The 19,377-nt window shown below is 55.1% G+C and carries 14 protein-coding genes; 7 read left to right on the top strand and 7 right to left on the bottom strand.

All coding sequences use genetic code 11. The features are described 5' to 3' along the window. Positions 1-15: 15 nt before the first annotated feature. The 5 genes from AACR93_RS10245 to AACR93_RS10225 all read left to right on the top strand — a co-directional run bounded on the left by AACR93_RS10245 (position 16) and on the right by AACR93_RS10225 (position 5,827). The gene (locus tag AACR93_RS10245) at positions 16-1,512 is read left to right on the top strand and encodes an aldehyde dehydrogenase (protein WP_043850693.1); all 1,497 of its coding nucleotides are present in this window, start codon (positions 16-18) and stop codon (positions 1,510-1,512) included. 125 nt (positions 1,513-1,637) lie between these two features. After that, a complete protein-coding gene (locus tag AACR93_RS10240) occupies positions 1,638-1,808 on the top strand; it encodes a hypothetical protein (protein ID WP_005341999.1) in 171 nt (56 codons plus the stop codon). A 114-nt stretch (positions 1,809-1,922) separates the two neighbouring features. Then, positions 1,923-2,825 carry an EamA family transporter RarD gene (gene rarD, locus AACR93_RS10235; RefSeq protein ID WP_043850692.1) on the top strand — a complete coding sequence of 301 codons (903 nt, stop codon included), beginning with the start codon at positions 1,923-1,925 and terminating at the stop codon, positions 2,823-2,825. Positions 2,826-2,967: 142 nt separating this feature from the next. Continuing rightward, positions 2,968-4,587, top strand: a complete 1,620-nt coding sequence (locus AACR93_RS10230; RefSeq protein ID WP_043850691.1) for a methyl-accepting chemotaxis protein — start codon at positions 2,968-2,970, stop codon at positions 4,585-4,587. 130 nt (positions 4,588-4,717) lie between these two features. Next, entirely contained in the window at positions 4,718-5,827 is a 1,110-nt protein-coding gene (locus AACR93_RS10225; protein ID WP_197077951.1) for a YeeE/YedE thiosulfate transporter family protein, read from the top strand. A gap of 128 nt (positions 5,828-5,955) precedes the next feature. Here the strand turns inward: AACR93_RS10225 and mgtA are convergent, their stop codons facing one another. Then, positions 5,956-8,718 (bottom strand): magnesium-translocating P-type ATPase, encoded by a 2,763-nt coding sequence (mgtA, locus tag AACR93_RS10220; protein ID WP_043850690.1) that lies wholly within the window; start codon positions 8,716-8,718, stop codon positions 5,956-5,958. Between the two features lie 438 nt (positions 8,719-9,156). On the opposite strand from mgtA, the gene AACR93_RS10215 reads away from it, so the two are divergent. Beyond that, positions 9,157-9,459 carry a hypothetical protein gene (locus tag AACR93_RS10215; protein WP_104016265.1) on the top strand — a complete coding sequence of 101 codons (303 nt, stop codon included), beginning with the start codon at positions 9,157-9,159 and terminating at the stop codon, positions 9,457-9,459. A 373-nt stretch (positions 9,460-9,832) separates the two neighbouring features. Here the strand turns inward: AACR93_RS10215 and ompA are convergent, their stop codons facing one another. The 3 genes from ompA to AACR93_RS10200 all read right to left on the bottom strand — a co-directional run bounded on the left by ompA (position 9,833) and on the right by AACR93_RS10200 (position 12,573). Beyond that, on the bottom strand, positions 9,833-10,924 hold the full coding sequence (ompA, locus tag AACR93_RS10210) for a porin OmpA (RefSeq protein ID WP_043850688.1): 1,092 nt from the start codon (positions 10,922-10,924) through the stop codon (positions 9,833-9,835). Positions 10,925-11,090: 166 nt separating this feature from the next. Further along, the gene (locus AACR93_RS10205; protein WP_043850687.1) at positions 11,091-11,996 is read right to left on the bottom strand and encodes a tetratricopeptide repeat protein; all 906 of its coding nucleotides are present in this window, start codon (positions 11,994-11,996) and stop codon (positions 11,091-11,093) included. After that, positions 11,983-12,573 carry a hypothetical protein gene (locus AACR93_RS10200; RefSeq protein WP_043850686.1) on the bottom strand — a complete coding sequence of 197 codons (591 nt, stop codon included), beginning with the start codon at positions 12,571-12,573 and terminating at the stop codon, positions 11,983-11,985. Before AACR93_RS10200 ends, AACR93_RS10205 begins: the two co-directional genes overlap by 14 nt. 524 nt (positions 12,574-13,097) lie before the next feature. Here AACR93_RS10200 and AACR93_RS10195 point away from each other — a divergent pair. After that, a complete protein-coding gene (locus AACR93_RS10195) occupies positions 13,098-14,006 on the top strand; it encodes a helix-turn-helix transcriptional regulator (RefSeq protein ID WP_197077950.1) in 909 nt (302 codons plus the stop codon). Here AACR93_RS10195 and AACR93_RS10190 read toward each other — a convergent pair. Genes AACR93_RS10190 through AACR93_RS10180 form a run of 3 tightly spaced genes read right to left on the bottom strand, consistent with a single transcriptional unit; the run spans position 14,003 to position 18,724 of the window. Then, positions 14,003-15,334 carry an McrC family protein gene (locus AACR93_RS10190; protein WP_043850684.1) on the bottom strand — a complete coding sequence of 444 codons (1,332 nt, stop codon included), beginning with the start codon at positions 15,332-15,334 and terminating at the stop codon, positions 14,003-14,005. The two genes, AACR93_RS10195 and AACR93_RS10190, sit on opposite strands and share 4 nt — an antisense overlap. Then, on the bottom strand, positions 15,331-16,863 hold the full coding sequence (locus tag AACR93_RS10185) for an McrB family protein (protein WP_082044093.1): 1,533 nt from the start codon (positions 16,861-16,863) through the stop codon (positions 15,331-15,333). Before AACR93_RS10185 ends, AACR93_RS10190 begins: the two co-directional genes overlap by 4 nt. A gap of 43 nt (positions 16,864-16,906) precedes the next feature. Then, positions 16,907-18,724 carry an McrB family protein gene (locus tag AACR93_RS10180; RefSeq protein ID WP_231556931.1) on the bottom strand — a complete coding sequence of 606 codons (1,818 nt, stop codon included), beginning with the start codon at positions 18,722-18,724 and terminating at the stop codon, positions 16,907-16,909. Positions 18,725-19,377 lie beyond the last annotated feature (653 nt).

Raw genomic sequence — 19,377 nt, 5'->3', positions numbered from 1 at the left:
GTTCAAGGAGTGAACATGAGTGACCTGACCCTGGCCCAGTGGCAACACAAGGCCTCCCACCTGACTCTGCCCTCGCAAGCCTTTATCGATGGCAGCTACCGGGATGCCATCAATGGCGCTACCTTCGACTGCATCAACCCGGCCAACGGCAAGCTGCTGACCAAAGTGGCCGCCTGCGACGCCGCCGATGCCGAGTTGGCGGTACAGGCCGCTCGTGCCGCATTCGATGACAAGCGCTGGAGCGGTCTGCCACCGAAACAGCGCAAGCAGATCATGCAGCGCTTCGCCGAACTGATGCGTCTCAACAAACTGGAACTGGCGCTGCTGGAGTCGCTGGACATGGGCAAACCCATTGGCGATGCCATGGGCTATGACGCTCCGGCCGCAGCCAACTGCATCGCCTGGAACGCCGAAGCGATCGACAAGATTTACGATCAGGTCGCGCCGGTCGAGGAATCCGCTCTGGCGCTGGTGACCCGCGAACCACTTGGGGTGGTCGCCGCCATCGTGCCTTGGAACTTCCCGCTGGTGATGGCCTGCTGGAAGCTGGGCCCGGCGCTCGCCACCGGCAACTCGGTGATCCTCAAGCCTTCCGAAAAGTCCCCCCTGACCGCCCTGCGCATCGCGGGTCTGGCCAAGGAGGCAGGCATTCCCGACGGCGTATTCAACGTGCTGCCCGGCTTTGGCCATACCGTAGGCGAGGCGCTGGCCATGCACATGGATGTGGATTGCATCACCTTCACCGGTTCCACCAAAATTGGCAAGCATCTGGTGGAGTGCTCCGGCAAATCCAACCTCAAGCGCGCCTTTATGGAGTGCGGCGGCAAGAGCCCCAACATCATTCTGGCTGACGTGCCCGATCTGGACGCTGCCGCCAGAAGCGCCGCAGGTGCCATCTTCTACAACCAGGGCGAGGTGTGTACCGCCGCCTCCCGGCTGCTGGTGCAAAACAGCATCAAACCGCAATTTATGGAGCGACTACTGGCCCATGCCCGCGAGTGGATCTCGGCCAACCCGCTCGACCCCGCTACCCGCATCGGCGCCATGGTGGATCACATCCAGATGGAGCAGGTGCTGCGCTATATCGAAATTGGCAAACAGGAGGGAGCCAAGCTGCTGCTGGGGGGCAACCGCACCAACACAGTGAGCGGCGGCTTCTATATCGAACCCACTATTTTCGATGAAGTCACTCCGCAGATGCGTATCTTCCGCGAGGAGATCTTCGGCCCGGTGCTGGCAGTGACCGGCTTCGATACGCTGGAGGAGGCTATCGCGCTCGGCAACGACACCGACTACGGACTGGCCGCGGCAATCTGGACGGCGGATCTCAATAAGGCGGTCAAGGGCTCACGCGCCCTGCGCGCCGGCACAGTGTTCGTCAACAACTGGGATGGCGGCGACATGACCATGCCGTTTGGCGGCTTCAAACAGTCCGGCAACGGTCGCGACAAGTCGCTACACGCGCTGGAGAAATATACCGAGCTGAAAAGTACCTGGATCCAGCTCGAATAAGGGGATAAATAGCCATCATCATCAGCAAGGGGGGAGAAATCCCCCCTTTTGCATTTCGGTCTTCCATCAGGCGGCACAATCGATATAATCATCAAATAAGCAAGCCATTAAATATAAAGATAAAAATGCTATTTTTTCTGGGAAGTGTCCTGTTTCTGGTGATCGGTTTGCCCCTGCTCTTCTTCGTGCTGGGGCACGGCGAGGCCTACGTGACCTGGGGCCCCTGGATCTCCGCTATCGCCCTGATGCTGTGGCTGCTGATGGATGTTGACAAGATCCGCCGCGGTAAAGGCTGATCCCTCTCCTCCCCCCAGACTTCGCTTTATTCGCTTCTTTCCCCGCACAAGGATCGCTACACTGATTTTTTGCGATGTTTTTCCAACATCCGCACTCCAGTGAAGGCCATCTGCATGTCGCAACAGACCCAGCGCGAGGGGATCATCTACGCCCTGAGCGCCTATACCCTATGGGGCATAGCCCCGATCTATTTCAAAACCATTGCCGCCGTGCCGGCCATCGAGATCCTCACCCACAGGGTGATCTGGTCCTGCGCCCTGCTGATGGTACTGGTACTGCTGGGCCGCCAGTGGCACAAGGTGCAGGCGGTGCTGCGTCGGCCGAAAGTGCTGCTTACCCTCGCCTTTACCTCCTTCACGGTGGGGGGCAACTGGCTGCTCTTCATCTGGGCCATCAACAATGGCCATATGCTGGATGCCAGCCTCGGCTACTACATCAATCCGCTGTTCAACGTGCTGCTGGGCATGCTGTTTCTGAGCGAGAAGCTGCGCCGCCTGCAGTGGTGGGCGGTCGCCCTCGCCTTTATCGGCGTGGCAATCCAGCTTATCGCCTTCGGCTCCCTGCCCTGGATCGCACTGGTGCTGGCGTCGAGCTTTGCTCTATATGGTCTGGTGCGCAAAAAGCTGGCCCTCGATGCACTCACCGGCCTGCTGCTGGAGACACTCATCATGCTGCCTGCTGCTGCCTTCTACCTGTGGGGCCTCGCCGACAGCCCGACCAGCCACATGACGGAGAACGGCTGGCAGCTCAACCTGCTGCTGATCGCCGCCGGCGCCGTCACCACGGCTCCCCTGCTCTGCTTCACCGCGGCGGCCACCCGGCTCAAGCTCTCCACCCTGGGTTTCTTCCAGTACATAGGCCCCAGCATGATGTTCATCCTGGCCGTCACCCTTTACGGCGAGGCGCTGGCAATGGACAAGCTCATCACCTTCGCCTGCATCTGGAGCGCACTGGTGATCTTTACGCTGGATGGGCTGCGCAGCGGCAAGACCAAGCCTGTACCAGCCAAAGAGTAAACCCTGTCATCCCACCCCGGCCGTCGTGCCGGGGCAAACCTCGGCAGCAGAACTTTTCTCGTCATCTCACGCCAGTCACGATTGAATCACCTTCCTGATAATGAAGCTATGCTATCCATGGACAACACCGCATGGAGGCATCATGTTCAGGCAAATTCACGACCGTTCACTGCTATTTAGCCAGCTGCTTGGGGTGGTGGTCATTATCGTGCTGATATCAATCAGCTTTTTTGGTCTCTATTCGCTCAGGAGTGCAGCCGATCAGATGGGACAAGGCAAGGACGTGGTCGCCGACATCCTGCCACCTCCGCTCTATCTCATCGAATCCCAACTGCAGGTCTATACCCTGCTCCATGCCAAACCTGAGGAGCGGGAGGGGTTGCTACAGACTCTCGCTCGCCTGCAAAAGGAGTTCGAAGAGCGCAACCGCTTCTGGCAAGAGAGCAACCTCAATGAACCGCTCAAACAGCTGCTATTGGGGGAGCAGAAACAACAGGGTGAGCGGTTCTGGCAACTGCTCAATACGCAATTTGTACCCGCAATCAAGGCAGGCGATTTGGTACAGGCGGGTGCCATCGCCGCACGCCTGCGAACCCTCTATAACGCCCACCGGATCGGAGTGGATGCCACCGTCATCAGCGGCAACCAGTATGCCGCCGAGCAGATGGCCCATCTCGCCAGTACAACCCGGCTCTGCTATGGCTTGTTGCTGTGCGCTGCTCTGCTGGGCGGCGGACTCATCTTCTGGCTGGGGCGACCCACCCAGCAACGCCTGATGGCCGCCGGCAAGGCTACCGCCGCCATTGCCGAAGGGGAATTGAACCGTCCCATGCCGGAACCTGGCCTCGATGCCATCGGCGAGCTAATCCGCCAGATCGGAACCATGCGCGATCAGCTTGCCACCCTGGTCGAGTCGCTGCAGCGCAGCGCCAGCACTCTCGATGATCGTGCCACCAACCTGACGTCGATGGCACAACGGTACACCGATGACAGCCAGGCGCAGGTCGGGGCAGCTCAACATATCGAACAGGCTATCGAACAGCTCACTCACTCCATCGAGCAGGCGGCTAGCCAACTCCATCAAGTGGGGGACCGAACCCTCCAGTCAGCCGAGCGGGCACAAGAAGCATCGCGCGCCATGCGCACCGTGGAGCAGGTGATCGAGGAGCAAGCCACTGGAGTAAAGCGGGTATCCAGCACCATTTCAGATCTGGCTGGCCTCTCGCAGCAGATTGCCGGGCTGGCTGGCGCCATTCACGATATTGCGGAGCAGACCAATCTGCTGGCGCTCAATGCCGCGATTGAAGCTGCCCGGGCAGGCGAACAGGGGCGCGGTTTTGCCGTCGTGGCCGATGAAGTCCGCTCGCTGGCGACCCGCACCGGCAGCGCCACTACCGAGATCAATACCATCATCGGCAAGATCCAGGATGTCAGCCAGCGCGCCGCCAACGAGATGGATACCGAACTGGCCCGGGTCGAACAGGCGGTCACCCACGCGGTGACAGCACGCCAGAGCGTCGCCCGGATAGAACAGAGCTGCGAGGAGATCAATCAACGTATCGCTCAGGTCGATCAGCTGATGGGCGATGAAACCAGACTTGTGCAGGGGATCCATCATCAGGTTAGCGAACTGTCCCGACTGGCAACCGAGGTTAATCAAAACGCCAGCCACGCCGCTGAAGAGGCGAGCATGGTGGCCCAGCATGCCCGCATCCTGACCAAACAGACCCGTCATTTCCATCTCGACACTCTGCAGCACTGAATCACCCGGCCGGCCATAGCCGAGCGACTCCACCACCCATTTTTTCAATCACTGGCAAAATCGGTGGTGTTGGGCTCCATGAGGGAATAGGATCCGCCCCTCCAATAACCAACTACAAGGATCAACTGGCATGAATCGAAAATGGTCGCTCCCCATCGTGGCAATCGCGGGGGGAGCGTTACTCTGGCTCGGCAACACCTTTGGTATGAAATGGGCTTTGATGGCCCTGATCGGATTCGGCTTCGGCTTCACCCTCTCCTTCAGCCGCTTCGGCATCGTCTTCGGTTGGCGCGAGATGCTGACCAAGCGCAACAGCTACTATGTGCGGGTTCACCTGCTCACCATCGCCATCGAAATTCTGCTGTTCACCACCTTCCTCTCCTTTAGTCACGCCCTGTTTGGCGATGCCATGGTGGGTAACGTGATGGCTATCGGCATTCCTTTCATCGTCGGTGCCTTCCTGTTCGGCATTGGCATGCAGCTGGCAGGCGTCTGTGCCACCGGCACTCTTTATTGCTGCGGCGAGGGACAGCCCCGCTTCTGGCTGGTGCTGATCTGCTACGGCATCGGCACCCTCATCAGCAACCAGTTCCGCCCCGAACTGGAGGCCACCTTCTCCAGCCATGTGGTGCTGGCCAAGGATTTGACCGGCAATATCTGGAGCGGCATGCTGCTCAACCTAGCGCTGGTCGCCGCGCTGTTCCTGCTGTTTCGCAAGAGCGAACTCAAGCGCACCGGCGAGCTCAAGCCCCTCTTCAGCGGCGGCAACCTGTTCTGGCGCGATGGCCGCTTCACTGTGCTGACCGGCGGCATCATCATCGCAGTGCTCAACTCCACTGTCGTCGCCCTGCACGGCTCGGCCTGGACCATCACAGGCGCCGTCTATGACATGGCGCTGCGCGGCGCCTCTCTGTTCGGCCTGTTCGAGGGCAACCCCAAGCTGGCCCAGCCACTCTTCATCAATCCCATGGTCGGCATGTTCTGGCTCGGCATTCTGGGGGCCATGCTGGCGCGTTGCATCAGCGGTGGCGGCAACTTCGCCCCGATGCGGATCGGCAACAGTCTGGCATCCATCCTCGGCGGCCTGCTGATGGGGATGGGCGCCATGTACAGCGCCTGCAACCTCGGCGGCTTCTTCGACGGCACCGCCTCCGGCAGCCTGCACGGCTGGGTCTGGATGCTGATGGCCCTCGCCGGTAGCCTGATCGGTATTCGCCTGCGTCCGCTGTTCAAGCTCTAAGCCACAGGCCGGTACTCGCCAACAAGGGAGTCGGGTCACACCAAATAGAGAGAGCCAGTCCGCTTGCGCGGACTGGCTCTCTTTTTTCTGTCGTGCCGGGATCACTCCGGCCTTTTGCTAGCTCTTCATCAGAACCACTGGCCGTGGCGCTTGATGTAGATGGTCTTGACGGTCTGGGTCAGCCCCATGTAGGCCAGCATGGTGATCACCAGCCACATGAAGTACTTGGGCCCATCCAGAGTGATGAAGCCGAAGTGCTCAGCCACAGGCGAGAAGGGCAGGTAGCAGCCGATGGCGATGGCGATCGAGGTGGAGAGCAGCACCGGCAGGGTAGCAGTACTCTGCAGGAACGGGATCTTGCGGGTACGCAGCATATGTACCACCAGCGTCTGCGACACCAGCCCCTCGATAAACCAGCCGGAGTTCATGATGGCCTGACCGTTGACCAGCGGATCCATGCTGCCGTTGGCGGTGGCATAGAGGGCGCCGGCACCGAACACGAACCACATCAGGCAGTAGGTGCTGATATCGAACACCGACGAGGTCGGGCCAAGCCAGAGCATGAAGCGCTTGATGTTGCTAGCCTCCCACTTGCGCGGCCGCTTGAGGAACTCGGGGTCCATCTTGTCCCACGGCAGCAGCATCTGGGAGACGTCATACACCAGATTCTGGATCAACATCTGCATCGCCAGCATGGGTGCCCAGGGCAGCCAGGCGGAGGCGACCAGCACCGAGAAGACGTTGCCGAAGTTGGAGCTGGCGGTCATGTTGAGGTACTTGAGAATGTTGCCAAAGGTCTCGCGCCCCTTGATCACCCCCTCCTCCAGCACCATCAGGCTCTTCTCCAGCAGGATGATGTCGGCAGTCTCCTTGGCGATGTCGGCACCGCTGTCCACCGAGATCCCCACGTCCGCATCCCGCAGCGCCGGGGCATCGTTGATGCCGTCGCCAAGGAAACCGACAGTGTTACCGTTGGCCTGCAGCGCCTTCACCACCCGCGACTTCTGCAGCGGGGTGAGCTTGGCGAAGATGGTGGTCTGTTTGACCGCCTCGCACAGCGCCACGTCGTCCATCCCTTCGATATCCTTGCCGAGCAGCGGCACACCGGGCTCCAGCCCCACATCGCGACACACCTTGCTGGTGATGATGGGATTGTCGCCGGTCAGCACCTTGACCGCCACACCATAGTCGTTCAGCGCGCGGATGGCTGGTGCTGCCGAATCCTTGGGCGGATCGAAGAAGGTGAGGAAGCCGCGCACCACCAGATTGACCTCGTCACTGGTGCGATAGCTCTGCTTGCGCTCGCCCGCCGGGATCTCGCGGGTTGCCACGATCAGTACCCGATACCCCTCGGCGTTGAACTCCTCGCTCTGGCGCAACAGGGCACGGCGATCGGCGTCGGTCAGTGCGCGGATCTCCTTGCCATCGGCGATATGGCCGGAGACGGCCAGCATCTCTTCCACCGCACCCTTGGAGACCATCAGCTGCTGGCCCAGATCGTCCTGCACAATAACTGACAGGCGACGGCGCACGAAGTCGAACGGCAGCTCGTCCACCTTGCCGTAGTTGGCCGGCTTGCAGCTCTCCCCCAGAGCATCGGCGTGTTCGATCACCGCGATATCCATCAGGTTCTTCATGCCGCTCTGGTGAAAGCTGTTGAGCCAGGCCAGCTGCAGGATCCGGTCATCCCGATTGCCACGCACGTCGTAGTGGTGCTCGAGGATGATCTTGTCCTGGGTCAGGGTGCCGGTCTTGTCGGTGCAGAGCACATCCATGGCACCGAAGTTCTGTACTGAGTTGAGCCGCTTCACCACCACCTTGCGTTTGGCCATCGCCACCGCGCCACGCGCCAGGTTGGCGGAGACAATCATCGGCAGCATCTCGGGGGTGAGGCCCACCGCCACTGCCAGCGCGAAGGTGAGTGCCGACATCCAGTCGCCACTGCTGATGCCGTTGAGCATGAAGACGATGGGCACCATCACCAGCATGAAGCGGATCAGCAGCCTGGTGACGCTGTTTACGCCGCGATCGAAGCTGGTCTCGATGCGCTTGTGACTCACCACATTGCGGGCCAGCGAACCAAAGTAGGTATCACTGCCGGTGGCCACCACCACGGCGCGGGCGGTACCGCTCACCACGTTGGTCCCCATAAAGCAGATGTTGGGCAGATCGAGCATCCCGCCATCGCCAGCACCGGAGCCTTCCGCCGACTTGCCGGCCACAGCGCCCAGAGTGTCGTACTTCTCGACCGGCAGTGCTTCGCCGGTCAGCACAGCCTGGCTGATGAAGAGATCACGGGATTCGATCAGCTTGATGTCGGCCGGGATCATGTCCCCCGCCTGTAGGTGCACAATGTCGCCGACCACCAACTCGGTCATCGCCACCTCCTTGCGCTGGGGGGTCGCCCCCGGCGAGGGACGGCGCTGCACGGTGGCGGTATTGCGTACCAGTGACTTGAGCGCCTCGGCCGCCTTGGCGGAGCGATACTCCTGCCAGAAACGGAGCAGGCCGCTCAGGCTGACCATCACGCCGAGGATGATCACCTTGACCCAATCCTCGTCACCCGGTTCGGCCATCAGTACATCCATGACGTAGCTGACCAGACCCAGCGCGATCAGCACCATTACAAAGGGGTTCTTGAACGCCTGCAGCAGCTGGATCAGCGCATGGGGCGGCTTGTCGTGATTCACCTCGTTGAGACCGAACTCGGCCAGCCGGTTGGCTGCCTCGGTCGCAGTCAGACCGTCGATGTTGCTGCGCACGGCGGTGAGGGTGTACTCGAGGGATTTGTCGGCCTCGTCGAGCACCCGGGAGGAGATCTTCTCTCTCTGCGTACCCGGCGCAACAAAGCCCTTCTGCTTGTGCCGGCTGGCGGTATGTTGTTGTTTCATGAGTCTTTATCCTGATTTTTACGCACAGGCGGGCCCCGTCGCGGGCTTGGCCTGGCGTCAGTACTGATATCAAAGGCAGTGAACCCAACACGCTGCCGATGCGCTCAATCGCCGCACACGGGGCGGCCCATCAGACAAATGTCTGCCGTCGCGCTAACCAGCATGGTTGGGTCAGATCAGGGGTCAGGACACCGCATCCCGTCCCCGCAGGGGGATCAGGAGTGGGGAGGCGTGGACCCCGAGGGTCGAGGTTTGGGCTCTTCGGTCATCGGTTTTCCTCCGAGTTTGCCAGGGCGCATGCTGGATACGGGTATCCGCCAGCAGTGCCAGTAAGTGATAACGAAAATCAGGATAACGATTGCGAACTACAAGATAATGGCGCGAGTCAAATAATGTCAGGCGTGTTTCATTGAGCCATTCACAGAAAAGTGACAGGCTATGGAATATATTTCAGCGAAAAATCAAAACCACCAGATATATATTTCACACAAACCAAAGATATATTTATTCGCAACCACGCCTATCGAAAACAGAGCTGTTTTCAATATGGTGGAATTCATCTTGTTCTTCGACGCCCACTCGCGCTCCGGCTGCACAACGGCCAGTCAGATGCTGCTCGACGGCAACACGGACTTGCTGCGCAACAGGGGCGACGATGAAGCGTGCGATTACATGATTCGCGAGGCGGTGCGGCTCGCAGATGAGTGGAACAATCCGGTTTGCAACGACAATCCCTGTTAAAACGGGGCCTTGGCTGTTGCGGGAGTCAGTGGTGACTCATTGAAATGCTGCACTCTAATGCTACGTTCGAGCAATCAGAGTGAGGAGGAAAAGAGAGAATATTCGGCCTCAGCTCTGGTAAACCCGCATCGCGATTTGCAATCGGCTACAACTGTCGCAGTCCATAATATTCATCCATCTGTTGATAACACGCAGGGATTCTAACCAAAAGGCTCTGCGGGAGCAAAGTTTAAATCGATATTTTTTCATCTATTTATTTACCTCCCATATCACCGATATTTTCCATATCGAAAATATTCGCTGATTCATTGTCTTGCACGACCTGTTGTCCATAAAAAAACGGGAGGTCAGGCCTCCCGCTTTTCTTGCCATCTTATTGAGCCGGATGGGAAACCCCTTCCAGATGGACTTCGACCCGGCGATCCGGCGCCAGACAGGCGATCAGCGCCTGTTTGGAGTGGCTGGCGCAGTTGCTGCCGGTTACCGGATTGGCCTTGCCACGCCCCTCGACCCGAACCTTGTCGGCATAGAGTCCCTTGGCCACCAGATAGCTGGCCACACTCTGGGCCCGCTTCTCGGAGAGGGCGAGGTTGTAATTGTCGGAACCGATGCGGTCGGTATAGCCGATCACCGTTGCCACCCCGTCCTTCGGATTGGCTGCCACGATCTGGCTGAACAGAGCGTCGAGTGCCTCGCTGGCGGCTGGCTTGAGGGTCGCCTTGTTGAACTCAAACAGCACGTCGGAACTTAGGCTGAACTCCTTGGGTGCCACCACCACGGCTGGCGCCGGGGCAGCGACTACCGGAGCTGGAGCCGGAGCGGCCTCCCCTTGCTGGCCGAAACGATAGAGCATGCCGAACGCCAGCAAGCCGTTGTCCAGCTCGATGCCTGAACGATCGATGGAGGTATCGCCCAGCGGGGTGGTGTATTGATACTCCAGCCGCGCCGCCCAGTTCTGGTCGATTGTGTACTCGGCACCCAGCGCCCCGACAAAGGCAGCACCATGTTTCTTGCCGGTATAGCTCGATCCGCCAAAGTTGATCTTGCTATCCGTCCAGGCATAGCCACCACCCAGACGACCATAGAGATCAAGGGTGCTGGTCGCCGGGAAGCTGATCTTCATGGTGGCCTGCACCAGCTGGCTCTTCGCCTCGCCATCGAGTGTCGTCACCCCGCTGCCGCCACTCATCTTGTACTTGCCGAGCCAGTCGTAGCCCAGTTCAAAACCGAGATTGGGATTGAGCTGGTAACCGGCGAATGCACCCAACCCCAGATCGTTCTTGTCCTCGCTGTTGTTGCCTACAGCATTGAAGGCACTGGCGATATCCTGGTTTTTATCTACACCGTAGTAGTTTGACCAACCGGCCTTGCCACCGGCATACCAGGTGTTGTCCTGAGCAGCCGCCTGCACGGCGCCCGCAGCCAGCAATCCGCCGACCAACACGGCAAGCATCGATTTATTCATGTTCAGCCTCTGCAATAAGTCGTTTAGGCGCCTGAATGCGCACTATCCCTGTGTGAAGCCGTCAGGCGGCCTCGCCGCATTCAGGTTATCCCATCCGCTGGCAGCCTCAAATGACCAAGCCATCAGGAGTGTGAGCTTGCCGACATTCCGGAACGCAAAATGTTAGTCAGAAGAACAATCCATCGTATGACAATGTAACCATCAGAGGTCTATGATTTTCCCACTGCCAGACAGGTAGCGATGCATCTATCACTGGTCGAATTTCAGCCCAATAATCTTCAGGTAGATAGCAACGCTCCTCAGGCAATAATTCATCGGCGCGCGATGACAACTCGTTGATCAGAGACTGCAAATGGGCAATCGTCACGTCTCCTTGCAACTCTAACCGTCCCTCTGTTGCCTCTCTAACCACCCAGGCGAGTGCGGTTACATGGCGCATCGTGCATGCCATCTCTAACCATTGAATCCCTCGCTTACCCTTCTTCTGGGCTTCCAGTAAGGCAAAACGCATGACACTCGCCTTGTGCCGCAAACTGACACCTTTCTTGAGCCATTCACGAGATGCCTTCTGCTCTGCCGGCGATCCGGACTCAAGCAATCTGGCGAGGCAGTAGATAGCCCATGTATGCCCTCTGGTTGCCGCTCGGCGATACCAATAAATCGCTAAAGCCAGATCCTGACTCAGACCCCGGCCATGTTGGATGTTAAAAGCCAGAGCATACATGGCACTATCTGACCCGGATTGTGCGGCCTGCAGAAAGCAGGCGTTTGCCTGCTCCCACTCTCCCACCAGAGAGTGGATATCGCCCAGGGCACACATAGCGATTGCGCTTCCCTGTCGCGCAGCGGCCTCATACCAGTGGCGGCCTTCCAGCGGGTGTTCACTGATGCCCGCCAACATATTCATGGCATCGGCACAGCCTTCGCTCGCCCCCTGTAGCCACAATTGGCGAGCGTGATTTTTATCGATCTGTTTACGCTCACATGACGACCCGACCCCGTAATAGAATTCAATCCCGAGATTGCATAGTCGTGCCAATCGCCACTTTTTAGCTTTATCAGAGCAAGACATGACGTGGATGCCTCGACAGCAATAAACAACTTTCCTGCGGTAAGTAGTTAAACAGAGCATTGTGTAACACCTTGGGTGCCAGCAATGTTTTAAGTTGCTGATACTGGCTCTCAAAATCCTCTAACGTCATCCCCATGCATCCCTCCTCTGAAGCAATCTTCAGTGAGTAATCAATTCCTTGCAGAGACGCGGCATGGCGCGGCAAATCATTTTTCGCCAACAACCAACCATAACGATGAGACTGCAATAATCTCTGAACCTCATGACATTGATCTGGTTGCAAATAGTCATCCGGTGCCATCCAGCCATACAACCAATTGATAAAGGTCACGCCATCAACCCTGGGGGCGTGGATCTGCGATTGATGCTCCGGGATCAGAAACTGGGGGGATAACCAGATAGTAATCCTGGTGCGGCTCGCCACCCATTCCAAAAAGGCGAGTGAGGGAGAGGGTAGGTCAATCACTACAGCGACGGGAGTATTGGCATCTGTATGCGCCAACTCATCCGGGGTGCGATAAAGGATGCCTTCAGGTTCAACACCGATTGGCGGCAACTCGGTAATCAACATCAGCATGGGGACATTCCGGGTTATTCGACTGGCTGTTATTGAACAACATCCTGGCGTCATCCGGTGACGCGAGCCACAACCACCCAGAGTGACGCAACACCCGGTTATAACGTTGCTCGCATTACAGCAAACACGTTAGCGGGAGAGCTCCATGAGTCATTACTTCACCATCCTCTGTCCACATTGCGGTACGACCACCACAGTCGCCACCTCCGTAGCACGCAACGGAACCGGTATCGGCCAGTGTCGCAATTGCCGAAAATTGGTGCGCATTCAAGTGGATCATCGTGGAGGGATAGCAAGAGTCAAGTGACACCAATCGCAATAGTCGCTTGCTATGGCGACAAATCAGGTTCTGGGTCAGAAAATAGCAACGTGTCACTTGAGTCAGACTAAAACCGGGGGCTAGTATGCCCCCTTCTTCAATAGGCTCTGACTCCATTGCCATGTCCGATATCCAGACCCAACGCCATTTCGCCATCCTTAACTATCTGCCTTACGAACCCCAATCAATCTCTACGACGGAGATCATGCTCAAACTGGAGCGCGATGGCTTTGATGTCACACTGCGAAAAGTGCAGCGCGATCTGGAGAGCCTGAGCTGCCGTCATAGCATCCTCAGCGACGAGACGGTGCGTCCGTATCGCTGGTCACGCAAACAAGGCAGTAAAGGCTGGCTGGATATGACACCCAGCACAGCCTTGGCACTGTGCATGGCCAAGCAACACCTGCAGGGGCTGTTGCCACGCCAGTTACAAGGTAATCTGGCCGACTTCTTTGCCCTGGCGGAGCAGCGGCTCGCCAATTCCCACGAGAAGCTGGCGATGTGGCCCAACTGCATTGCATCCCATCCGGCAGGGTTTCAGTTATGTCCACCCAAAGTGAATACGCTGGTGCTGGAAGGTGTCGAACAGGCGCTACTGGAAAAACGGGTTATCGATATTAAATACACTCCCCGGCCACCAAGAGCAGCCAAGCATTATCTGATTAATCCTCTCGCTTTGGTAACCAAAGGATCCACCCTCTATCTGGTCGCAACGCTGGTAGATAATGGAGAGTATCGAAACTTTGCGCTCCATCGGGCAACTCACGTAGATCTCATGGAGACACCTACAACCATGCCGCCGGAGTTCAATCTGACGGACTATCTTGCCAAGGGGAATCTGGCCTTCGCCAGACACCGCAGCATTGAACTTGTATTACGAGTGAATTACATCGAGGGATATCATCTGCAAGAGAGCTGGTTAAGTGAAAATCAGCGCATCGAACCAGACGGTTCATACCATTTCATCCTTCATGCCACTGTCAATGATACGGAAGAGCTGCGTTGGTGGCTGATGTCTATTGCCGATATCAGCGAGGTGTTATCTCCTCCTGATTTGCGAGACATCATCATGGCCAGCCTGCGTAAAGGGCTGGCCAATTATGATGTACGCTAGCAGGCCACTGACTGCCGTGAAGACCAACTTATCTCATCGGGAAGGTGTATCTGCCCGATATCCAGGTCAAACGGCACGGCCCAAAGACGCAAAGGCTGTCTGGCCGCATTGGCCAACAAGAATGGTCCAATGACCCGATCCAGCCCTCGCCATTTGGGGTAGATCAGACACATGTCCCCTGCACCACCCTGATAGGTCTGCCCGTAAGCCAACATCTGATAAAAATCTTGCTGGCTGAGCCCAAACTTGTCTTGGCGGTTTTCCTGCTCGAGTCGTTTCCACTTGGTATCCATGACCCGCAGGCTGGCATGACCTTCCAGCAGCAGGTCTGGCTTGAGCTGGAACATAGCCCCCTCAGCAAGACCCTCTTGACCATAGTGGCAGAGATATTCAGCTCTCGATTGAGTGGTCAGGCCAAGACCAGATGGGAGCTGACGCCTCAGTTGGTGAGCCACATAAACCTCAAATAATCGCTCCATGGGGTAGAGCAGGCTGAGCCCTCGCCACTGCCCGTGGAGCGCCATCGGCATCTGTCGCTGCAGAATCAATTCGCACCAAGGCTTGATGGCTTGGTAACGAGCCATCAAACGGTCGGTACGCCAGGCTCGCAGGTCTCGTTCTATTTCACGGGATGGCTGCAACTCATGAAGCATGCCTTGTAACTCGTGGGATAGCCGCCAGTTATGTGCCACTCGGGTTGCTTTGCAGACTAGGTCTAGCGCACGGCGGATCAATCTGTGCTCTGCACTCTCGGGTTGGAACAGGTCGTGGCGGATCCGGAATTTATGTTGCCGCCCGGCAGGTTGCCGCAGTTGCCTGGCCATATCCAGTTGTCCACGCAGAAATGGAGCCTCCTCTTCGACCTGCACATAATCAAAGCGCAACCCGTGCCTGACCAGATGCTCCAGTTCGGAGAGAAAGCGCCCCATCACCCACTCGCTCAAGGAACCTTCACCCAACTCAAGACCCGCCTCTTCTGCCTCACGCAGGGGGAGGTCCATAGCGCAGGCCAGCATCTTCTTGAGCATGCGTCGGCTACGGCTTACCTCGCTCGCCATATTTTCACCCGGCGCCGCATCATGGGTCTTGGGCAGGATCTCGATGATCTGGCCACAGGGCGACTCCAACACACCCACATAGCTGTCGAGACGAAGCCACTGACGCCCATCCAGATGGAGCATGGGCGCCCCCTGCTTGCCAAATTGTCCCGCCAGCTCGCACAGCCACATAAACGCCGAGCGGCTAATATGGGCACGGTCCAGTGAAGGTGTATCCAGCGGCTCACAGGTCAGACGAGCGTATTCACGGACAATGACGTGACCTTTCACTGCGCGCTCCCCACCTCTGCCGATTGCTCAACCTTGAGCCAGTTGTGAGCCGTAATGCCCATATAGGCGCCCGATTTAGACCAGACCACATCCCCTTCCGGTTTAATCTTCCAACCGGCGGGCAAGTTGCCCAGTTCAGCCTCTTCACCGAATAGCTTCTGCAGATCGAGATCTTCATCCTGAGTTACAAAACGGTCACCCTTGGACTTGCGATGGTCATTCAGCACCAGGGCTATCTTCTGCCAATCCTCGAAGAAGTACTCCTGCAGCAAGGGCAGCACCTGTTTTTGGAAAATCCGCCCCAGGTGTGGCAGATTGGGATCCTTTTGCAGGGGCATAAAGAGGGCATGCCCCAGACAATAGTCACGGCCCAGCAAGGCAGTAATGCGACGGTTGATGGTCCGCAGCAATTCACCGATCTGGATCCCTTCCACATACAGACTGTCTAGTAATTCAGGACGGGGCGGCATCTCTTTAAAGAAGAAGCGGCGACGCAACGCCAAATCCAGGCCAGCCAGCGAGCGGTCTGCCGTGTTCATGGTGCCGATCAGATAGAGGTTGTTGGGCACGCCAAAAGGCTTCTTCGAGTAGGGGAGAACTACTTTAAGCTCCTCTTCGGCACCCAGGCGCTTGGACGGCTCCAGCAGAGTGATCAACTCACCAAATATACGGGAAATATTGCCCCGGTTGATCTCGTCGATAATCAGCACATAGGGATTTTCGGGATCCGCTTCAGCCCGCTGGCAGATCTGTTTGAACAGACCATCAACCACCCGATAGTGCAGTACACCATCCTGACTCTCCGCCTTGATGCCTTCGATAAAATCTTCGTAACTGAAACTTTGGTGGAAGGTGACAAATTGGATGCGCTGCTCAGCGACCAATTCACCAAATCGGTCCTGCAATTCATCGCGGTCATCAATGTTATGCTCAACAATCCCCGGCTCAATAATATCGAGCGCTTCTGCCACTGTGTTATAGGTTTTACCTGTCCCTGGAGGACCAAACAGGATCTGATTTATAGCTTGTGTTACACCACTTATTCCTTGAGGTGCAATGTTCACATCATCATCAGGATCTTCACTTTCCTGATAGTCGGATGGCACATATCCTTTGCGACCTGACGGGAAAATAAAATCTGTCGTTTGACACAGCTGGCGAAGAAATGCTGAAACATTTTCCAACGTGCTTTCGTCACTGATAGCATCAACCATTAACTTTCCATTCACTTCTCTCATCTGTTCGAAGCTGGGAGTAAAAGATGAACATACGTTTTTATTTACTTTTATACCAAAGGTGCGGCTTTTAAATAAAACCCGAACCAAGACTTTTCCTTTGTGGTTTAGACTCGGCTCTTTCACCCCAAATCGGAGAGGGGTCGAGGGACTATTCACAACAAAAGCATCATAGATCGGAAAGATATCATTAAAGATATCAATAAACTCTGAAAATAGTTTCTTGGTAACCTCTGGCCATTGCCGATATAGCTTTTCCAATCTGTCACTGGTTAAAATATCTTCAACTTTCATATGAATTCTCTGTGTATACAATAGCAACAGGTTCTTACTATGATTATATTATTCCGGCGTATGCTGGAGCGAGTGACCAGACGGCATCCCCTTCCGGTTTAATCTTCCAGCCGGTGGGCAAGTTGCCTAATTCGGCCTCCTCACCGAATAGCTTCTGCAGATCGAGATCCTCATCCTGAGTCACAAAACGGTCACCCTTGGACTTGCGATGGTCATTCAGCACCAGGGCTATCTTCTGCCAATCCTCGAAGAAGTACTCCTGCAGCAAGGGCAGCACCTGTTTCTGGAATATTCGCCCCAAGTGCAACAAGCTGGGATCCTTTTGCAGCGGCATAAAGAGGGCGTGCCCCAGACAATAGTCACGGCCCAGCAAGGCAGTAATGCGATGGTTGATGGTCCGCAACAATTCACCGATCTGGATCCCTTCCACATACAGACTGTCTAGTAATTCAGGACGGGGCGGCATCTCTTTAAAAAAGAAGCGGCGACGCAGCGCCAGATCCAGCCCGGCCAGCGAGCGGTCTGCCGTGTTCATGGTGCCGATCAGATAGAGGTTGTTGGGCACGCCAAAAGGCTTCTTCGAGTAGGGGAGAACCACTTTAAGCTCCTCGTCGGCACCCAGGCGCTTGGACGGCTCCAGCAGAGTGATCAACTCACCAAAGATACGGGAGATATTGCCCCGGTTAATCTCGTCGATAATCAGCACATAGGGATTTTCGGGATCCGCTTTGGCCCGTTGGCAGATCTGTTTGAACAGACCATCGACTACCCGATAGTGCAATACGCCATCCTGGCTCTCCGCCTTGATGCCTTCGATAAAATCTTCGTAACTGAAACTTTGGTGGAAGGTTACAAATTGGATGCGCTGCTCAGCGACCAGCTCACCAAATCGGCCCCGCGGTTCATCGCGATCATCAAGGTTATGTTCGACAATCCCTGGTTCAATAATATCGAGAGCCTCTGTCACTGTATTATAGGTTTTGCCTGTACCTGGAGGGCCAAATAGTATCTGGTTAAGCTCTATTTTATTAATAACCTCAGCACTTAGAATAACGGCCTCAGATGAACTGTTTTTTACCGGAGAGATACGTCCGTTATGTCCTGTAAAATAAATATCTACAGAATCATTTTTATTGAAACCGGCGCTACTCAAGACATCAATAAGTTTGAGCTTGTTACTATTTCTAAAACAAAATGGACTAATCCAATAGCTGTTGTTATCAGTATGTCTTAATACAGCTTGATAGCTAATATCACCAATAGACAAATTAATATCATTTGGGCTGTTCAACTTGAAACCCAGTACTTCATTATCAAGCGTCTTGATAGCAATTTCCATTGAGGTCGGGCTAGGCATGGTGACTTTTCCTGTAACCGCAACCACATTCTTACTAATTTCAGAGAATGAAGAGAACCACACCTCATTTAGCGCTGTTAACTCAGATGCTGAGGCTATATCTAGATTGGCATAATACCAATCTTTTTTTCCATTGTGGGGCTTACAGAAACCTGATTCATCTGCGACCTGCATGAACATTTTTTGCTCATAGGCTATTCGCTGCCGCGTTGAATACGCAGCTTCGAGGCTGGAGCCCACGACTCTAAATCCTCCATAGCTGTTAATCGCTTTTAAATTAAATTGCTCAGCAAAATACAACGTTGGCTTATCACTATATGAATAGGCAACAAGACCTTTTGAGGCTATAAATGAAAAGTATGGCGAAAACACATTTTTTATAATTTCAACAACACGACTATCGATTGCTCTTAATGCAATCCACGTATGCTCTCCAACATGCTCATACGAAATATTGTGCTCAATGAGTTTGTTTTTTAGAAATTCTTCTGCATTAACTAACATAGTTAATCAACTCTTGTTTAAATAAATGAATGGGATATGTGCTCGTCATAGCATCAGATTGCTTATGTGATCATGAAATTCATAAACCGATTCTTCATTAAAACATAACTTGTCATATACAATCTTCGTATTTCTATCATTAAGATATGTGTACACAAAGCAATACCCATGTTCTTTTTTAATGCAGAAGAAAAGTTTATCTTTAGAGAATTCTCTACCTGATATCGAGCCAATAAATACCGTTGTTTTATTTTCATCTGCATTTTTAATTGTGTAGAATTTATTGAAAAATAATTGCCTTCATGATTATGATATGTATGAAATTAATAGGTCATTAGACTATTTATTTTATGCACATGAAAAAATATATATTCGTGCCCTCCAACCCTCTGCTCAACATTACGATAACTGGCCTTGGATGCTTATCAGTCCTTTAAATTATACTGACTGCAGGATAGATGAAGAGGAAAACACAAGGCAATTCTTCAATAACTGCCGCATGGAACACCTCTAAACGAAATGTGCAGGTTCTTTCATTCTTGCTGGAGACATTATCTGCGACCAAGCGTCATTCCATGACGCTTGGTTGTTTTGATGAAAGAAATATTTACTGATTGATTTAAAAACAAGGGAGGCTAAATAACTGATCCCAA

Origin of the sequence: Aeromonas sp. L_1B5_3 (assembly GCF_963866575.1) — a bacterium.
In the GTDB taxonomy this organism is placed as follows: Bacteria; Pseudomonadota; Gammaproteobacteria; order Enterobacterales; family Aeromonadaceae; genus Aeromonas; species Aeromonas jandaei.
The sequence above is the reverse complement of the archived record's forward strand: the minus strand, read 5'-3'. Positions and strand labels throughout refer to the sequence as shown.

Excerpts from the sequence above, each read along its gene's own strand:
- AACR93_RS10205 (WP_043850687.1), bottom strand. The coding sequence starts at position 11,996 with ATGTCTTGCTCTGATAAAGCTAAAAAGTGGCGATTGGCACGACTATGC.
- AACR93_RS10230 (WP_043850691.1), top strand. The coding sequence starts at position 2,968 with ATGTTCAGGCAAATTCACGACCGTTCACTGCTATTTAGCCAGCTGCTT.
- mgtA (WP_043850690.1), bottom strand. The coding sequence starts at position 8,718 with ATGAAACAACAACATACCGCCAGCCGGCACAAGCAGAAGGGCTTTGTT.
- AACR93_RS10225 (WP_197077951.1), top strand. The coding sequence starts at position 4,718 with ATGAATCGAAAATGGTCGCTCCCCATCGTGGCAATCGCGGGGGGAGCG.
- AACR93_RS10200 (WP_043850686.1), bottom strand. The coding sequence starts at position 12,573 with ATGCTGATGTTGATTACCGAGTTGCCGCCAATCGGTGTTGAACCTGAA.
- AACR93_RS10215 (WP_104016265.1), top strand. The coding sequence starts at position 9,157 with ATGGAATATATTTCAGCGAAAAATCAAAACCACCAGATATATATTTCA.
- AACR93_RS10195 (WP_197077950.1), top strand. The coding sequence starts at position 13,098 with ATGCTCAAACTGGAGCGCGATGGCTTTGATGTCACACTGCGAAAAGTG.
- AACR93_RS10185 (WP_082044093.1), bottom strand. The coding sequence starts at position 16,863 with ATGAAAGTTGAAGATATTTTAACCAGTGACAGATTGGAAAAGCTATAT.
- ompA (WP_043850688.1), bottom strand. The coding sequence starts at position 10,924 with ATGAATAAATCGATGCTTGCCGTGTTGGTCGGCGGATTGCTGGCTGCG.
- rarD (WP_043850692.1), top strand. The coding sequence starts at position 1,923 with ATGTCGCAACAGACCCAGCGCGAGGGGATCATCTACGCCCTGAGCGCC.
- AACR93_RS10240 (WP_005341999.1), top strand. The coding sequence starts at position 1,638 with ATGCTATTTTTTCTGGGAAGTGTCCTGTTTCTGGTGATCGGTTTGCCC.
- AACR93_RS10245 (WP_043850693.1), top strand. The coding sequence starts at position 16 with ATGAGTGACCTGACCCTGGCCCAGTGGCAACACAAGGCCTCCCACCTG.
- AACR93_RS10180 (WP_231556931.1), bottom strand. The coding sequence starts at position 18,724 with ATGTTAGTTAATGCAGAAGAATTTCTAAAAAACAAACTCATTGAGCAC.